The following is a 13369-nucleotide window of genomic DNA, read 5'->3' on the forward strand; positions in this document are numbered from 1 at the left end:
AACAAATAGTACAACTCTCGGCAATATAAAAATACAAATAATACAATTAGTTTTTTGTATTTGCAATTGTATGCTTGCTGTATCACAATAAAGGAACCAACCTAACGTAAAGGAGATGGAGGTATGTCGCAATCGACGCTCCAAACCGCAATCAAGGATGAATTGTTGTCCCGCATCAAAAGTGGGCATTATAAAGAAGGGGAGAAATTTCCGACCGAGTACGCGCTTTGCGAGCAGTTTGATGTGAGCCGAACAACGGTGCGTGGCGCCCTCAACCAATTGACGACGGAAGGGTATTTGGTCCGTCAACAAGGTCGCGGCACGTTCGTCGCCGGAAAGAAAGTCCAGCAGACGCTATCGTATACACCGAACAACTATGCGGCCCAGCTCGCCGTTCAAGGGAAGCGTGGTCAAGTCGCGTTGATCGACATCTCTGTCATCTCAGCGTCCGGTCAAATCGCTTCGGTGTTTGAAGCAGAGGACAATGCGCCGATTCAAAAAATTGAGCGGATTCGTCATGCGGACGGGGAACCGACCCAGTATGAGGTCTCATTCATCCCGTGGAAGATTGCACCGGGGATCACGAAAGAACAGGCAGAGCATTCGCTCTTCCGAACACTCGCTGAAGTCCATGATGTCCATGTCGCGAAGACGACGGAGGCATTGGAGATTGCCCTTGCCGACGAGAAAGTGAGTACGCTCCTCAACTGTCCACTCGGGTCACCATGTTTTCATATCGAGACGGTGACAGAAGATGAGTCAGGACGAGCGATCGAATATTCACGCTCGTACTTCCGTGGGGACAAGACGAGCTTCGTCATCGAACGGAATTATAACTAACAAAAGCGCTCGACCGTTTCGTATAGAAACGTTCGGGCGCTTTTTGGTTTAACCTGTAACAAAAAGAATCATGGTCATTTTGGTCTGAGATGATTATGTTTATCGATAAAATAAGTACGAATCTGAATCTAAAACACTATACGAACAAGGGATTTCAAAATGTCACTCGAATGTTGTAACAGATGACATGATTCGAAAGGTGACATAATATGACCGTAACTACATTTGTTGGCGTTCTAATTTTTGGTCTCTTGCTCTTAGGGTTGGGAATTCGTTCAAAAGATTGAAGAGAATAAATTCAAGTAATGGATGGCGAGTGGAGGAAGCTGGATGAATGAATGGGAAAAATGGATTCCGTTAGAGTCTATTCCAGCACGTCTGTATAAAGAGTCATTAATTGATGATGGTGATTCTTTGCGAATTATCTTAAGTGATGAAACAGAGGGGCAGAAATATTTATTCCTGTTTGATTGTCTTGTACTTTCTTATCGAAACTCGGATGAAGGCTCACGAATCAGAATGTTAGAGCATTTAGATAAACATTATGCACATCTTGAGTACGGGAACTGGACGTTATTCAAAGTAAAAAATTCTAGTTATCTGGAATGGTTTGCCCAAGAGTCATTTGAACGATATGAGGGCATGGGTGAAGTGGAGCAATATGTTTTTCTGACATCAAATGATGTGATTGAAGTGCTATCGGTTGATCCTCCAACTATAACAAAGATGGTCTAACGTAGATGTTATTTGCAAAACATTTATTCCTCGTCCAATTCTTTCATCATCTCTTCGAATGAGATTGCTTTCGATGCCTTTTGATGATGATACATCGTTTCGTGATATCGATTTAGGTCTCTTTCGTTTTGAATATGTTCAATCATCACATCGCGAATGAAGATAGACAGGTGCAGCTGTTTCGCTTCTACATATTCCTTGATGAATCTCACATCTTCTTCATTGAGATGGATATTTATCGTCTCCATCACAGACACCCCCTTAATCTGATTATAACCGATTACAAACTGCATTCTTGACCACCTCATCCTTTCTTTTTTGTACACTAGAATCAGGAGGCGAGAGAAGCATGTCAATCATTGAATTCAAAGATGTAAGTCATCAAGATATCCTGCACCATGTATCCGGGACGTTTCGAGAGGGGCGAATCACGACGTTCGTCGGACCGAGCGGCGCCGGCAAGACGACGTGTCTGAAGCATATCAATGGATTGCTTTCACCAGACACTGGCACGATTCTTTTCAAAGGGGAAGATATCGCAGAGATGGACATCCTCGAACTACGAAAAAAAATCGGGATGGCGTTCCAAAGTGCGCCGATGATTCAAGGGTCGGTGTACGACAATTTGAATCTCCCGAAAGCTATCTTCGACGAGAGACTCGACCGCGACCGGGCTGCCGAGTTGCTCCATCGTGTCGATTTGAGCGAGGCGCTCCTCGAACAACCCGTCAAATCATTGTCGGGCGGGGAACGAAGTCGGGTCGCCATCGCACGGACACTCGTCAATAAACCCGACGTACTCTTGCTCGATGAAATCACGGCGAGCCTTGATTATCGGACAGTGAAAGAAATCGAGCGACTCATCCGGAAACTGCAACAATCGTATGGCGTGACCGTCATCTGGATCACCCATGACTTAGACCAGGCGCGACGGGTGAGTGACGACATGTGGTTCTTGAAAGACGGGGAACTGCTTGCGTATGGGGACGCCTCGTTCATTGATGAATCGGACGATCCGGTCATCCAACAATTCGTCAGGGGGGAAGATTGATGTCATACATTGAACTCGCGACAGCGCTCATCTTCGTCGTCATCCCGCTTGCCTTGACGCTCGTCCTACGACTCGGACTCGAGCGAGATATTATCATTGCGACCGTCCGTTCCATCATTCAACTACTGATCATCGGCTATATTTTGACGTTCGTCTTTGAGAGCGATAGTCCGATTTTCATGCTGCTGATGATCTTACTCATGATTGTCGCGGCAACACAGAACATACGACGAAAAGGGGACGGGATACCGGGTATCATGTGGATTATCGTCTTGACGCTCGTGACGATCGAAGCGCTGACGATGGGTCTCATGCTCGGGCTCGGCATTATCCCGTTTGAACCGGAGAAGGTCATTCCAATCAGCGGGATGGTCATCGGGAACAGCATGGTGTTGTCGCTCCTCTTCCTGAATAAGTTCAAAGACGAGGTTGAGCGAAGTGACGACGTCATCGAACTCATCCTCTCACTCGGTGGGACACCGAAAGTGGCCATCGATCGCAGCTTGAAGAATGCGATTCGTACGAGCATGATCCCGACCGTGGAGGCACAAAAGACGATGGGCCTCGTCCAGCTACCGGGAATGATGAGTGGTCTCATCATCGGTGGGGCTGATCCGATGGAAGCGGTGCTGTACCAACTCTTGATTCTGTTCTTGATTTTGACGACCGCCTCCATCTCGGCGACACTCGTCGGTTACTTGGCGTATCCGCGTCTGTTTAACGAGAAGATGCAGTATATCGGATTGACCTATCGGAAGGGGAAATGAAGCATGATCACAGGGATTCATCATGTACAGCTCACGATTCCAACTGGAGCGGAACGAGAGGCGAAAGCGTTTTATTGTGACTTTCTCGGTCTACGTGAAATCGAGAAGCCAGAGTCGTTGAAAGGACGTGGCGGGTTTTGGCTTCAAGTCGGCGACCGTTCCGTCCATGTTGGTACTGAGGACGGCGTCGAACGGCAGAAGACGAAAGCGCACATCGCGTATGCTGTGACGGATTTAGGTCATTGGAAGGTAGCCCTCACAGAAAACGACATTGTATACTCCGAAGGCATCCCGATTCCTGGGTTCGACCGATTCGAGTTCCGGGACCCGTTTGGCAATCGGGTCGAAATGATTCAAGCATTATAACAAAAGGGAGCATCCATCGCGGATGCTCCCTTTGTCGTTCTTCAAGAAATACAGAATAGCTGAGTCAATTGTCTCCATTGGGCAGGATAGGCGTTACTTCCGCCATGTTCGTGAATGAGTGTCCCGTTCGTGTATACGCTAAGGCTCCACTGCGTACCGTCTAGCGTGCGAACCCCTTCCAGTTCTTCGAAAACGGTTGGCCACCAATTCGTTCCAAGCAGATGAAACGCGACACGCATCTCTTTCGCTTCCTCGCCCTCATAGTATTCGAATTCAAAGGGCTCGGTGATGGATCGGTCGGACCGCTCGATGTGACGAAGGACGGTGCCCCTCTCAAAAAAGGTGATCGTACTCACATCATACGTGCCGAACCCACCGACGCGGAAGATGACCTCGACCATCGATTCTTGAGTACGACCGACTGCCTGTAGGGCGCGCTTTTGGAGCGGATGTTCGACGAAAGAAGGGGGGATGTGATAAAGGGCGCGAAACGTTTTGTCTTTCATGAAACTTCAACCTTTCTCGGACATAAGATGCCCCGAGTATAGCGGAATCTTCCGGACGAGGGAGACAAAATAAAGTGCAAGGTACGAAAAAAGCACCTCCTGAGGAGATGCTTCAAGGTTAATACACTTCGTACGTTTGTCCAGTCTGCGCGCCTTCGACACTCTTCACATAGGCGAGGGCGACCCGTTCACCCGGTACCGCCTCGTAACCACGGAAATAAGGACCATACGCATCGAGTGCTTCGACGAGGACGTTCGGACTGACCTTGTTGATGCGGATGCCCCGTGGCATCTCAATCGCCGCACCGGTCACGAATCTTTTGATGGCCCCGTTCGCGAGTGCCGCCGATGCGCCTTCTTTGATGGGGTCGTCCATCAAAATCCCGCTCGTCAGTGTAAAGCTACCACCATCGTTCACATAATCGAGCCCGAGAAGGACGAGGTTGACCTGTCCTTTGACTAAATCAGGCGAGAATTCTCCCTCCTCTAAGCGTCTCGGAGCGAAGCCCGGCGTAGGTGGGGGATGAATCGCCCGGTCCAAAACTCTTCTCTCCCTGTGACAGATATAACGAACAAAAGTTCGTGATTCCGTCAGATTCGTCCTCCCCCTCCACGGGTATCGGACGAGGAGGATACATCACGATCTTCTGGAGGGAGGAGGGACGGACATGCTGAAAGGCTATAAATATAGGCTCCACCCGACGCCGGCACAGGCTGAGTTCCTCATCAAGACGATCGGCTGCGCCCGGTTCATCTACAACAAGCTGCTCGAGGACCGCATCGCCATCCGCGAGGAGGCGAAAGCGGGGAGCGGAACGAGACGGAAACCGGCGACACCCGCCTCCTACAAGCCCCTGTTCCCGTTCCTCGCCGAGGCGGACAGCCTCGCGCTCGCGAATGCGAAGCTGAGCCTGGACACCGCGTTCGCGAAGTTCTTCGCCGGGACGGGCGGCTTCCCGGCCTTCAAATCGAGACGACGGTCGCGTGCCTCCTACACGACGAACAACCAGCACGGCACGATCCGCATCGAGTCGGGAAAAGTCCGGCTGCCGAAGGTCGGGTTCGTGCGGTTCACACAACATCGCCCGTTCGAGGGCGTCATCCGGTCGGCGACGGTCTCGATGACGAAGACAGGCAAGTTCTTTGTCTCCATCCTCGTCGATCAAGAGGATGCACCATGGATCCCAGCCGAGAACAAGGTCGGGATTGATCTCGGCCTGGAGCACTTCGCCGTCATGACGAACGACGCGATGGTCTCGGAGAAGATCGACAACCCCCGACTCCTCCGGAAATCCGAAGCGAAGGTCAAGAAGGCACAACGCGCGCTGTCACGCAAGATGGCCGGGAGCCGGAACCGAGAGAAGGCCAGGCTGATCCTCGCCAAGAGACATGAGAAGATCGCCAACCAACGCAAGGACTTCCTTCACAAACTGTCGAGACGGATCGTTGACGAGAACCAAGTCATCGTCGTGGAGACATTGAAGTCGAAGGACATGATGCAAAACCACAAGGTCGCCAAATCGATTGCAGATGTCAGTTGGTACGAGTTCGTCCGTCAACTCGAGTACAAATCAAACTTCTACGGACGGACGCTCATCAAGGCGGATCAATGGTTCGCATCGACTCAAATCTGTTCTTCTTGCGGCGTAAAAGGCGAGAAGAAGGCGATGGATGTCCGTGAATGGACGTGTGTTTGTGGCGCGCATCATGACCGTGACATCAACGCGAGCATCAACCTGTTGATGTTGGCCGACTGACAATCCTTCAGGGCAGGGACTGCCCGACGAGCTTGGTCCATAACCGTGGCTGGTGAGAGCACGGTCTTCCCAAGAAGCTTCCACTTCAATTTGCGAAGCAAATAAGTGGCGAGTAGTTCACTCTTGCTGTCGATACTCTTCTGATTATCCGCTGGTGTCATCTCGGAAAGTGGACCGAAATGCGTGCTGCCCGCCGTGCTGATGCCCGCGTCGACGCGCCCGACCGTCTCATACATCTGGCGGATGCTGTCTTCTGAGGTGAGGTCGACTTGCACGTCCGCCCCGTTACGCCCAGCCCGGATGATTGTATGTGTTTTCTCCAACTCTTTTGCGACGGCCTGACCGACCGTACCGCTTGCCCCAACGAGTAAAATTTTCATAAAGAAACTGCCCCTTTTGTCACGCTGAGATTCCATTTCAGAGTAGCGGATGGCGAGGACGTTCGGCAATCAAGTTGCCTTCGGTGGGACGACTGTGCCTTGATGGAATCGCATCTTCCAACGTCCGTCCACGAATACCCAAATCGAGCTGCGACGTGTCACACGATTTAGTTTCGGTTGAACGAGACGGTACGTCACCAAAACGTGATCTTCCGTCAACGGATGCAGCGTGAATTCGGATAACTCCGCCTCGATCGGGTCGAGCTGGAGTGTCGTCTGATCCCAATCTTGATACAGCAACCGCCCCGAGCTACCGATTTCAAAGAAGTCGTCGGTCAACAGTTCACGCAATCGCTCCGTCGACTGCCTGACTTCCGTCGTGAGTAACGCTTCTTCTAGTGTTTGAAGATGACCTGCCAACTCGTTCATGTCACGACTTCCTCTCTTCGTTGATTCATCACGATGACGCCGAGGACAATCAACAACAGACCGATTCCGTTCAATGCCGAGAGAACTTCCCCGTACACGAACACCCCGATGAGTCCCGTCGCCACGGTCCCGAGTCCAGCCCAGATGCTATAGGCGATACTGAGCGGGATCGTCTTCAACACGATGCCCATGAGGGTGAACGAGGCGGCGAAACTGACCAAGAGGATGGCACTCGGCACGAGATCCGTGAATCCGTCCGACAGCTTCAACATCGACGTCCCGAGCACCTCAAATCCGATGGAAAAGAAGAGTAAAAGATAGGCTTTCATTCCGATTCACCTCACACTTTCATCAAGACGAGCCCGATGATGACGAGCCCAATCCCTGCAATTTTTTGACGACTGATCTGTTCCCGGAAGACGACGAACCCGATCACTGCCGTGAGTGCCGTCCCGACCCCGCTCCAAAACGCATACGCGAAGCTGAGCGGGATGGTGAAGAGGGCAAGTGATAAGAGATAAAATGCCGTCCCGTAACCGAAGGCGACCCCGAGAATCGGAAGTCGACTCGTCGAGGTGGCGTTCACTTTCAACATGCTCGACCCGAACAGTTCCGAGGCAATGGCCCCGATCAAATAGATGAATCCCATATTACAATCCTCCTTGAACCAACTCGTCACATGCTTCCCGAATGAGTGTCGCCGCACGGTCCTTGAACGATTCGCTATACCCATACAAGACAGCGAACCAAAAGCCGTCACAGAGAAGACGAAGTTTTAAAATCGCATCCTGGTCCGGCCCGTCGACAGCGAATCGCTCGTCCCAACCGGTCGACACATCATTCCAAATCGACTCGCTCGTCGCATCTTCTTGCGAGGAGATAAAGACGGCGACGAGGTCCATATCTTCGTGATCGACATCATCCAATGTCGCGAGGGCATAGGCGCGAGTGAATGAATATGGACCGTCGGAGAGATGATCAGCGATTCGTTTCTCGAACGTCTCGATGGCGAGCTCGTTCATCTGGCGCAATAAGTTGGCCTTGCTGTCGAAATGGTAGAGGACCCCGGCTTTCGTGATTCCTGCTTTCGTCGCCAACCGTTCGAGCGACAACTGACTGATCCCGTCCTCTCGAATCATCTGGGCGGCAGTCTGCAACAACAATTGTTTTTTACTCATCCAATCACACCTCTCATAACTTTACTGACCGTTCAGTAAAGTAAGTCTATCAAAATTTACGAGGGGTTGTCGAGATAGAGCGTTGATGGAATAATCAGGGAAAAGGGGGGCGTGACATGGGTTCACATTTGATGCATCTCGTCATCGCGAACGAGATGTTACCAGCGTTGTCGGAGGTGGATGAGGTCGCATTTTTGCTCGGAAGTCTCGCACCGGATGCAACGACTGAAAAAGAGGCATCCCATTACTACGCAGGACGCCATGATGATTTATCTCGTCGCTTGGATCTGTCCCAATATTGGATTGACAGCAAGGAGGAAGACTTCTCATATCGACTCGGCTATTACGCGCACCTCGTCGCGGATGAGATCTGGTTGCAAGGGTTTTATAAAGGTTGGTTGAAAGAGCTCATCACCCAGGACCCGTCACAACAGGCGACCTATTATGCGGACTTTGATGCGTATAATGCCCGTCTCTCGTATCGTCTCGGGACGTTCGATTTTGAACGCTTGAAAGTAAATCCAGAGCTAGTTGAACTGGTCGAGAAAGTCGAGCGGGACGCGGCGATGACGGAAGAGGGGACGTACACAATGTTCTTGCCGCACCAGTTCGATGGTTATGTCGATACGTGTGTCCGCCGCTGCCTGGAGATGGTCAAACGGAAGCGGGCGATGCTCGTATGAAGAGGCGATACGCACCACTCTACGCAACGCTCGGACTCTTTATCGTGACGGTGATCACCTTCTTCACCTTGAACGGCCGAGTGTTTCCGAACCTCGAGTTGATGACGGTCATCTGGGTATATCTTGCGATTGACATCGCCTTGTTCGCCACGTTGATATGGGGTCTGTTCACGAAGGATCGAATCATTAAAATCTACACGCTGCTTGCGACAATCGGTTTGATGATCCCATTGTCGATTTGGATTTTCCTGTTGCTGTTGGCGAACGGGATCTCGGAGGCATGAGTCAGATGGACGAACCTAAAACAATCCCATTTTTGATGCGCCGCGTGCCGTTTTTCATCTTAGCAGCCCTCGTGGCCCCGGTAGCGCTCGTCCTTCTAGTCATATATTGGCGAGATTTGGATGATGATTTACGATTTGGACATCTTATTTTTTCGGTCATCTTATCCTTATTTTTCGTGGTGGACCTTCTGCCGAGAGGGATGACACAAACCGTATTATTGGCGTTCACAATCACATGTGTATGGTTCATCACCTATATTGTGTTCCGAGGTAAAAAGAGGGTACGACACGATAAAGATTGAGCCCTAAACTAAATGACATGAACTCAACCAAGAAAGTGGACCTCCACTTTCTTTTTTTGTGCTCTCTATAGAAAGAAAATTTTTCCTATCCGAATCTTGCCAAATTGGCATTGCGCATCCACATTTTGTTTGCTATGCTACTTGATGAAAACGACAATGATAATCATTATCACTGATAACGAGAAAGAAAAGAGACATACATAACCAACATGACTCGTTTTTGGTGGAAGAATCATTGAAACTTACATACAGAGGAGATGGATGAAGTGGGGAAATTAAAACTTTCACTCATGTTGACGTTACTCGTCTTCGTACTCGCCGCATGTGGCGGAACGAGTGAGACGAAGCAAGAAGAAAACGTCGACGGTGCAACAAAAACAGAGACAGTCGAGATTACAGACGCACATGGCACAATCGAGGTACCGGTCAATCCGGAGAAAGTTGTCGCCCTTGATAACCGTACGTTCGAAACATTAGCAGCGTGGGACATCGATTTGGTGGCGGCACCGATTGGACTCCTTCCAGCGGAGTCACCGTATGCATCAGACGAAGACATCGCAGACGTCGGTATGCACTTTGAACCGAACTTAGAGGCGATTGCGGGAGTGGACCCGGACGTCGTCATCGTCGGTCAACGTTTCGCGGATTACTATGAAGACATCAAAAAGTTGGTACCAGAAGCAGCGGTCATCGACTTGAACATCGAGATTCCAGAAGATGCAGGGACACCGAGTGAGATCTTGGTTAAAGGATTAAAAGATACGACACTTACGCTCGGTCAAATCTTTGACAAGAACGAAGATGCAGCACAAATTGTCGCTGATCTCGACAAGTCAATCGAAGACGCGAAAGCAGCGTATAACGGAGAAGACACAATCATGTCCGTCATCGTGTCGGGCGGCGACATTGGATTCTCAGCACCGGTGACGGGACGCGTGTTCGGACCGATGTACGATATCTTCGGATGGGTACCGGCACTTGAAGTCGAGAAGACAACGGGTGACCATGAAGGCGATGAAGTATCTGTTGAAGCCATCGCAGAAAGCAACCCGGACTGGTTGTTCGTCCTAGACCGTGATGCACCACTCGGTGACGCAGAAGGAGCGGTACCGGCTGAAGATGTCATCGACAACGCACCTGCCCTTCAAAAAACGACGGCTGTGACAAAAGACCAAATCGTTTACGCGCCGAAAGATACGTACTTGAATGAATCGATTCAAACGTACTCTGAATTCTTCAACGGCGTTGCGGAAGCACTCAAGAAGTAAGGGTTCGTTATGCAAAAACCGTTGACAGCCAGGGTTGAGACGATGTCTCAGCCCTCCTTTTCTAAATTGTGGACGAAGTCGTTCGTATTCACCGCTATCATTGTCCTCAGTTTAGCGGTGCTGTCGCTCTTTACAGGCGTATATGACTTATCACGGACAGACGGCTTCGATATGTTTTGGATCACCCGTGTCCCTCGTACGGTCGCACTCATGCTGACGGGAGCGGCGATGGCGATGGCGGGACTCGTCATGCAGCTCATCACGCAAAACCGACTCGTCGAACCGACGACGACGGGGACGCTCGAATGGGCAGGACTAGGCTTACTTACCGTGTACTTGCTCGTTCCGGCACCGAGCCTCATGATGCGCATGACCGGGGCCATCGTCTTTTCCTTCATCGGAACGATGGTGTTCTTCTGGTTCTTACGTTCGGTCAAACTCCGCTCGTCGCTCATCGTCCCGATTATCGGGCTCATGCTAGGGGCGGTTATCTCAGCCATCTCGACGTTCCTTGGCTTGTTCTTCCGCGCAAGTCAGGCGATCGAAGGCTGGTTCGTCGGCTCATTCGCTTCGGTACAAATCGGACGTTACGAATATTTATGGGTCATCATCATCGTGACGGTGCTTATCTTTCTACTGGCGAACCGTTTGACGCTAGCTGGGCTCGGGGAAGACATCGCGACGAGTCTCGGCGTGAACTATAACCAATTGATGATGATTGCGACCGGGCTCATCGCATTGTCGGTCGGGGTCGTGGCGACGGTCATCGGGAATTTACCATTCCTTGGTCTCATCGTACCGAACCTCGTTTCGATGTTTCGCGGGGATGATTTACGCAGCAACTTGCCGTGGGTCTGTCTTGTCGGAATGGGCGCGATTCTCGTGAGTGACTTGATCTCGCGGACAATCATCATGCCGTTCGAACTCCCGGTCTCGCTTATTCTTGGAACGGTTGGTGCGTTCGTCTTCATCATGATTTTATTGCGGCAACGTAAAAAGGGAGGGGTTCGATGAGTACGGTCATTGAACGAGATGGCGTTGAAATGAAAGTCGGCGCATTGACAGAAGAACGTCATGCTTCGGCGTTTCAATCAAAACGAGCGGCGCGGCGCTACTGGCTCTTTTTAAGTACGTTTATTCTCGGGGGACTCTTGTGCGCGCTCGGTCTTCTCCTTTACAACAATCCGGTCTCCATCGACTCGCCGTCATTCGTGCCGGTCGTCGAACGTCGAATCGTCGCCATTGTGACGATGTTGATCGCGGCACTGTGCCAAAGCCTTGCGACGGTCGCGTTTCATTCCGTGACGAACAATCGGATCATCACACCGTCGCTCCTCGGATTCGATGCGCTCTACTCGACGATCCAGACGAGCATGGTGTTCTTCTTCGGGGCGGGGGCGTTGATCGGATTCTCGGGAACAGGCGCCTTCTTGACACAAGTCGGGCTCATGGTGACGATGAGTCTTCTCTTATACGGATGGCTCTTATCGGGGAAATATGCCAATCTTCAGCTCATGTTGCTCATTGGGATTATCATCGGGACGGGACTGAACTCGGTATCGTCTTTCATGCGCCGCATGCTCGCACCGTCCGAGTTCGATATCTTGCAGGCACGACTGTTCGGTTCGGTGACGAATGCCGACGTGGCGTACTTTCCCATCGTTATTCCGATTGTCATCATCGCCGGGACACTGTTGTTCCTGTTTTCGAACCGACTCAATATCGTTGCACTCGGTAAGGATGTCGCGACGACGTTCGGCGTGAATCATCGGAGAAGCGTCATCTATACGCTTGTCCTGATTTCACTCCTCATGTCGGTGTCGACGGCACTCATCGGGCCGCTCACGTTCTTCGGATTTTTAGTCGCAACGCTCAGCTACCAGGTCGCGTCGACGTATGATCATAAATACGTCTTCCCGATGGCGTTCGCCCTAGGGTTCTTCGTCCTGACGAGCGCGTATTTCTTTATGTATCACATATTCCAGACGCCAAGTGTCGTCTCCGTCATCATCGAACTGTTCGGGGGGCTCATCTTCTTGGCCGTCATTCTAAGGAAGAGGTCGCTATGATTCAAATCGAACAAGTCAAAAAATCGTATACAGACGACGTCCACATCGGACCGCTCACGCTCGACATCCCGAAAGCCGGGTTCACTTCACTCATTGGACCGAACGGGGCAGGGAAGTCGACGACGCTCATGATGATTGGACGGTTGCTCAACTTAGACGAGGGACAGATTCAAGTTGCCGGGATGGATGTATCAAGCACGAAGTCGAAAGACTTGGCGAAAATCATCACGATCCTGCGTCAAGAGAACCACTTCGTGACAAGGCTCACGGTCCGGCAACTCGCCGGGTTCGGTCGATTCCCGTATTCAAAAGGGAGATTGACGAAAGAGGACGAGGCCATCATCTCGAAATATATCGACTTCCTCGATTTGACAGCGCTCGAGAATCGCTATCTCGACGAATTGTCAGGTGGGCAGCGTCAACGCGCCTATGTGGCGATGGTACTCTGTCAGGAGACGGAATACGTCCTCCTCGATGAGCCGCTCAATAACTTGGATATTGCCCGTTCGGTGCAGATGATGGAATATTTGCGCCACGTCGCGGACGAGTTTGGTCGGACGATTGTCACGGTACTTCACGACATCAACTTCGCGGCGAAATACTCGGATCGGATTTGTGCGATGAAAGATGGACAGATTGCCGCATTCGGGAAGGTCGAAGAGATCATGGACGCCAAGATTTTATCGGATATTTTTGAGACGAAACTCGAAATCATCGAAGGTCCGTATGGGCCGATTGCGGTGTACTAACGAAA

General features: G+C 51.0%; 20 protein-coding genes and 1 pseudogene. 13 read left to right on the plus strand and 8 right to left on the minus strand.

The window, feature by feature from the left end; translation table 11 throughout:
* The first annotated feature begins 123 nt into the window (after positions 1 to 123).
* Positions 124 to 840, plus strand: coding sequence for a GntR family transcriptional regulator (locus PQI28_RS09660; RefSeq protein WP_339963148.1), 717 nt, complete (start codon positions 124 to 126; stop codon positions 838 to 840).
* A gap of 330 nt (positions 841 to 1170) precedes the next feature.
* Positions 1171 to 1575, plus strand: coding sequence for a hypothetical protein (locus tag PQI28_RS09665; protein ID WP_339963149.1), 405 nt, complete (start codon positions 1171 to 1173; stop codon positions 1573 to 1575).
* A 23-nt stretch (positions 1576 to 1598) separates the two neighbouring features.
* On the opposite strand, the gene relB is transcribed toward PQI28_RS09665, so the two are convergent.
* A complete protein-coding gene (relB, locus tag PQI28_RS09670) occupies positions 1599 to 1823 on the minus strand; it encodes a type II toxin-antitoxin system RelB family antitoxin (protein WP_339963150.1) in 225 nt (74 codons plus the stop codon).
* A gap of 101 nt (positions 1824 to 1924) precedes the next feature.
* On the opposite strand from relB, the gene PQI28_RS09675 reads away from it, so the two are divergent.
* Genes PQI28_RS09675 through PQI28_RS09685 form a run of 3 tightly spaced genes read left to right on the plus strand, consistent with a single transcriptional unit; the run spans position 1925 to position 3759 of the window.
* A complete protein-coding gene (locus PQI28_RS09675) occupies positions 1925 to 2626 on the plus strand; it encodes an ABC transporter ATP-binding protein (protein ID WP_339963151.1) in 702 nt (233 codons plus the stop codon).
* Positions 2626 to 3393, plus strand: coding sequence for an ABC transporter permease (locus PQI28_RS09680; RefSeq protein ID WP_074035973.1), 768 nt, complete (start codon positions 2626 to 2628; stop codon positions 3391 to 3393). Before PQI28_RS09675 ends, PQI28_RS09680 begins: the two co-directional genes overlap by 1 nt.
* Before the next feature lie 3 nt (positions 3394 to 3396).
* On the plus strand, positions 3397 to 3759 hold the full coding sequence (locus PQI28_RS09685; protein ID WP_339963152.1) for a VOC family protein: 363 nt from the start codon (positions 3397 to 3399) through the stop codon (positions 3757 to 3759).
* A gap of 41 nt (positions 3760 to 3800) precedes the next feature.
* Here the strand turns inward: PQI28_RS09685 and PQI28_RS09690 are convergent, their stop codons facing one another.
* Positions 3801 to 4265, minus strand: a complete 465-nt coding sequence (locus PQI28_RS09690) for a hypothetical protein (protein WP_339963153.1) — start codon at positions 4263 to 4265, stop codon at positions 3801 to 3803.
* A 118-nt stretch (positions 4266 to 4383) separates the two neighbouring features.
* Positions 4384 to 4725 (minus strand): annotated as a pseudogene (locus PQI28_RS09695) (short chain dehydrogenase); the annotation flags it as partial.
* A gap of 208 nt (positions 4726 to 4933) precedes the next feature.
* Between PQI28_RS09695 and tnpB the strand changes: the two are divergent.
* A complete protein-coding gene (gene tnpB / locus PQI28_RS09700) occupies positions 4934 to 6022 on the plus strand; it encodes an IS200/IS605 family element RNA-guided endonuclease TnpB (protein WP_339963154.1) in 1089 nt (362 codons plus the stop codon).
* On the opposite strand, the gene PQI28_RS09705 is transcribed toward tnpB, so the two are convergent.
* The 5 genes from PQI28_RS09705 to PQI28_RS09725 all read right to left on the minus strand — a co-directional run bounded on the left by PQI28_RS09705 (position 5971) and on the right by PQI28_RS09725 (position 8009).
* The gene (locus PQI28_RS09705; protein WP_339963155.1) at positions 5971 to 6402 is read right to left on the minus strand and encodes an NAD-dependent epimerase/dehydratase family protein; all 432 of its coding nucleotides are present in this window, start codon (positions 6400 to 6402) and stop codon (positions 5971 to 5973) included. The two genes, tnpB and PQI28_RS09705, sit on opposite strands and share 52 nt — an antisense overlap.
* 69 nt (positions 6403 to 6471) lie before the next feature.
* The gene (locus PQI28_RS09710) at positions 6472 to 6831 is read right to left on the minus strand and encodes a nuclear transport factor 2 family protein (RefSeq protein WP_339963156.1); all 360 of its coding nucleotides are present in this window, start codon (positions 6829 to 6831) and stop codon (positions 6472 to 6474) included.
* On the minus strand, positions 6828 to 7160 hold the full coding sequence (locus PQI28_RS09715) for a DMT family transporter (protein ID WP_339963157.1): 333 nt from the start codon (positions 7158 to 7160) through the stop codon (positions 6828 to 6830). Before PQI28_RS09715 ends, PQI28_RS09710 begins: the two co-directional genes overlap by 4 nt.
* Positions 7161 to 7171: 11 nt before the next feature.
* Complete coding sequence (locus PQI28_RS09720) at positions 7172 to 7480, minus strand: DMT family transporter (protein WP_074036309.1); 309 nt, start codon at positions 7478 to 7480, stop codon at positions 7172 to 7174.
* Between the two features lies 1 nt (position 7481).
* Entirely contained in the window at positions 7482 to 8009 is a 528-nt protein-coding gene (locus PQI28_RS09725) for a TetR/AcrR family transcriptional regulator (protein WP_339963158.1), read from the minus strand.
* A 116-nt stretch (positions 8010 to 8125) separates the two neighbouring features.
* Here PQI28_RS09725 and PQI28_RS09730 point away from each other — a divergent pair, with 116 nt between their 5' ends.
* The 7 genes from PQI28_RS09730 (at position 8126) to PQI28_RS09760 (ending at position 13364) form a co-directional block, all read left to right on the plus strand.
* Positions 8126 to 8692: a zinc dependent phospholipase C family protein gene (locus PQI28_RS09730; protein WP_339963159.1), complete on the plus strand. Its 567-nt coding sequence runs from the start codon at positions 8126 to 8128 to the stop codon at positions 8690 to 8692.
* Positions 8689 to 8976: a hypothetical protein gene (locus tag PQI28_RS09735; RefSeq protein ID WP_339963160.1), complete on the plus strand. Its 288-nt coding sequence runs from the start codon at positions 8689 to 8691 to the stop codon at positions 8974 to 8976. The genes PQI28_RS09730 and PQI28_RS09735 overlap by 4 nt, the downstream gene beginning before the upstream one ends.
* A gap of 5 nt (positions 8977 to 8981) precedes the next feature.
* On the plus strand, positions 8982 to 9278 hold the full coding sequence (locus PQI28_RS09740; protein ID WP_339963161.1) for a hypothetical protein: 297 nt from the start codon (positions 8982 to 8984) through the stop codon (positions 9276 to 9278).
* 257 nt (positions 9279 to 9535) lie between these two features.
* The gene (locus PQI28_RS09745; RefSeq protein ID WP_339963162.1) at positions 9536 to 10546 is read left to right on the plus strand and encodes a siderophore ABC transporter substrate-binding protein; all 1011 of its coding nucleotides are present in this window, start codon (positions 9536 to 9538) and stop codon (positions 10544 to 10546) included.
* Positions 10547 to 10555: 9 nt separating this feature from the next.
* On the plus strand, positions 10556 to 11560 hold the full coding sequence (locus tag PQI28_RS09750) for an ABC transporter permease (protein ID WP_339963163.1): 1005 nt from the start codon (positions 10556 to 10558) through the stop codon (positions 11558 to 11560).
* A complete protein-coding gene (locus tag PQI28_RS09755) occupies positions 11557 to 12615 on the plus strand; it encodes an iron chelate uptake ABC transporter family permease subunit (protein ID WP_339963164.1) in 1059 nt (352 codons plus the stop codon). The genes PQI28_RS09750 and PQI28_RS09755 overlap by 4 nt, the downstream gene beginning before the upstream one ends.
* On the plus strand, positions 12612 to 13364 hold the full coding sequence (locus PQI28_RS09760; protein ID WP_214744240.1) for an iron ABC transporter ATP-binding protein: 753 nt from the start codon (positions 12612 to 12614) through the stop codon (positions 13362 to 13364). Before PQI28_RS09755 ends, PQI28_RS09760 begins: the two co-directional genes overlap by 4 nt.
* The last annotated feature ends 5 nt before the right edge of the window (positions 13365 to 13369 follow it).

The organism is Exiguobacterium sp. USCH10 (assembly GCF_037619445.1).
Classification (GTDB): domain Bacteria; phylum Bacillota; class Bacilli; order Exiguobacteriales; family Exiguobacteriaceae; genus Exiguobacterium; species Exiguobacterium aestuarii_A.

Bases quoted from the DNA above. Each gene is read 5' to 3' on its own strand.
- PQI28_RS09710 (WP_339963156.1), bottom strand. From the start codon at position 6,831: ATGAACGAGTTGGCAGGTCATCTTCAAACACTAGAAGAAGCGTTACTC.
- PQI28_RS09730 (WP_339963159.1), top strand. From the start codon at position 8,126: ATGGGTTCACATTTGATGCATCTCGTCATCGCGAACGAGATGTTACCA.
- PQI28_RS09685 (WP_339963152.1), top strand. From the start codon at position 3,397: ATGATCACAGGGATTCATCATGTACAGCTCACGATTCCAACTGGAGCG.
- PQI28_RS09740 (WP_339963161.1), top strand. From the start codon at position 8,982: ATGGACGAACCTAAAACAATCCCATTTTTGATGCGCCGCGTGCCGTTT.
- PQI28_RS09725 (WP_339963158.1), bottom strand. From the start codon at position 8,009: ATGAGTAAAAAACAATTGTTGTTGCAGACTGCCGCCCAGATGATTCGA.
- PQI28_RS09665 (WP_339963149.1), top strand. From the start codon at position 1,171: ATGAATGAATGGGAAAAATGGATTCCGTTAGAGTCTATTCCAGCACGT.
- relB (WP_339963150.1), bottom strand. From the start codon at position 1,823: ATGGAGACGATAAATATCCATCTCAATGAAGAAGATGTGAGATTCATC.
- tnpB (WP_339963154.1), top strand. From the start codon at position 4,934: ATGCTGAAAGGCTATAAATATAGGCTCCACCCGACGCCGGCACAGGCT.
- PQI28_RS09735 (WP_339963160.1), top strand. From the start codon at position 8,689: ATGAAGAGGCGATACGCACCACTCTACGCAACGCTCGGACTCTTTATC.
- PQI28_RS09675 (WP_339963151.1), top strand. From the start codon at position 1,925: ATGTCAATCATTGAATTCAAAGATGTAAGTCATCAAGATATCCTGCAC.
- PQI28_RS09720 (WP_074036309.1), bottom strand. From the start codon at position 7,480: ATGGGATTCATCTATTTGATCGGGGCCATTGCCTCGGAACTGTTCGGG.
- PQI28_RS09690 (WP_339963153.1), bottom strand. From the start codon at position 4,265: ATGAAAGACAAAACGTTTCGCGCCCTTTATCACATCCCCCCTTCTTTC.
- PQI28_RS09750 (WP_339963163.1), top strand. From the start codon at position 10,556: ATGCAAAAACCGTTGACAGCCAGGGTTGAGACGATGTCTCAGCCCTCC.
- PQI28_RS09715 (WP_339963157.1), bottom strand. From the start codon at position 7,160: ATGAAAGCCTATCTTTTACTCTTCTTTTCCATCGGATTTGAGGTGCTC.
- PQI28_RS09705 (WP_339963155.1), bottom strand. From the start codon at position 6,402: ATGAAAATTTTACTCGTTGGGGCAAGCGGTACGGTCGGTCAGGCCGTC.
- PQI28_RS09760 (WP_214744240.1), top strand. From the start codon at position 12,612: ATGATTCAAATCGAACAAGTCAAAAAATCGTATACAGACGACGTCCAC.
- PQI28_RS09745 (WP_339963162.1), top strand. From the start codon at position 9,536: ATGGATGAAGTGGGGAAATTAAAACTTTCACTCATGTTGACGTTACTC.
- PQI28_RS09755 (WP_339963164.1), top strand. From the start codon at position 11,557: ATGAGTACGGTCATTGAACGAGATGGCGTTGAAATGAAAGTCGGCGCA.
- PQI28_RS09660 (WP_339963148.1), top strand. From the start codon at position 124: ATGTCGCAATCGACGCTCCAAACCGCAATCAAGGATGAATTGTTGTCC.
- PQI28_RS09680 (WP_074035973.1), top strand. From the start codon at position 2,626: ATGTCATACATTGAACTCGCGACAGCGCTCATCTTCGTCGTCATCCCG.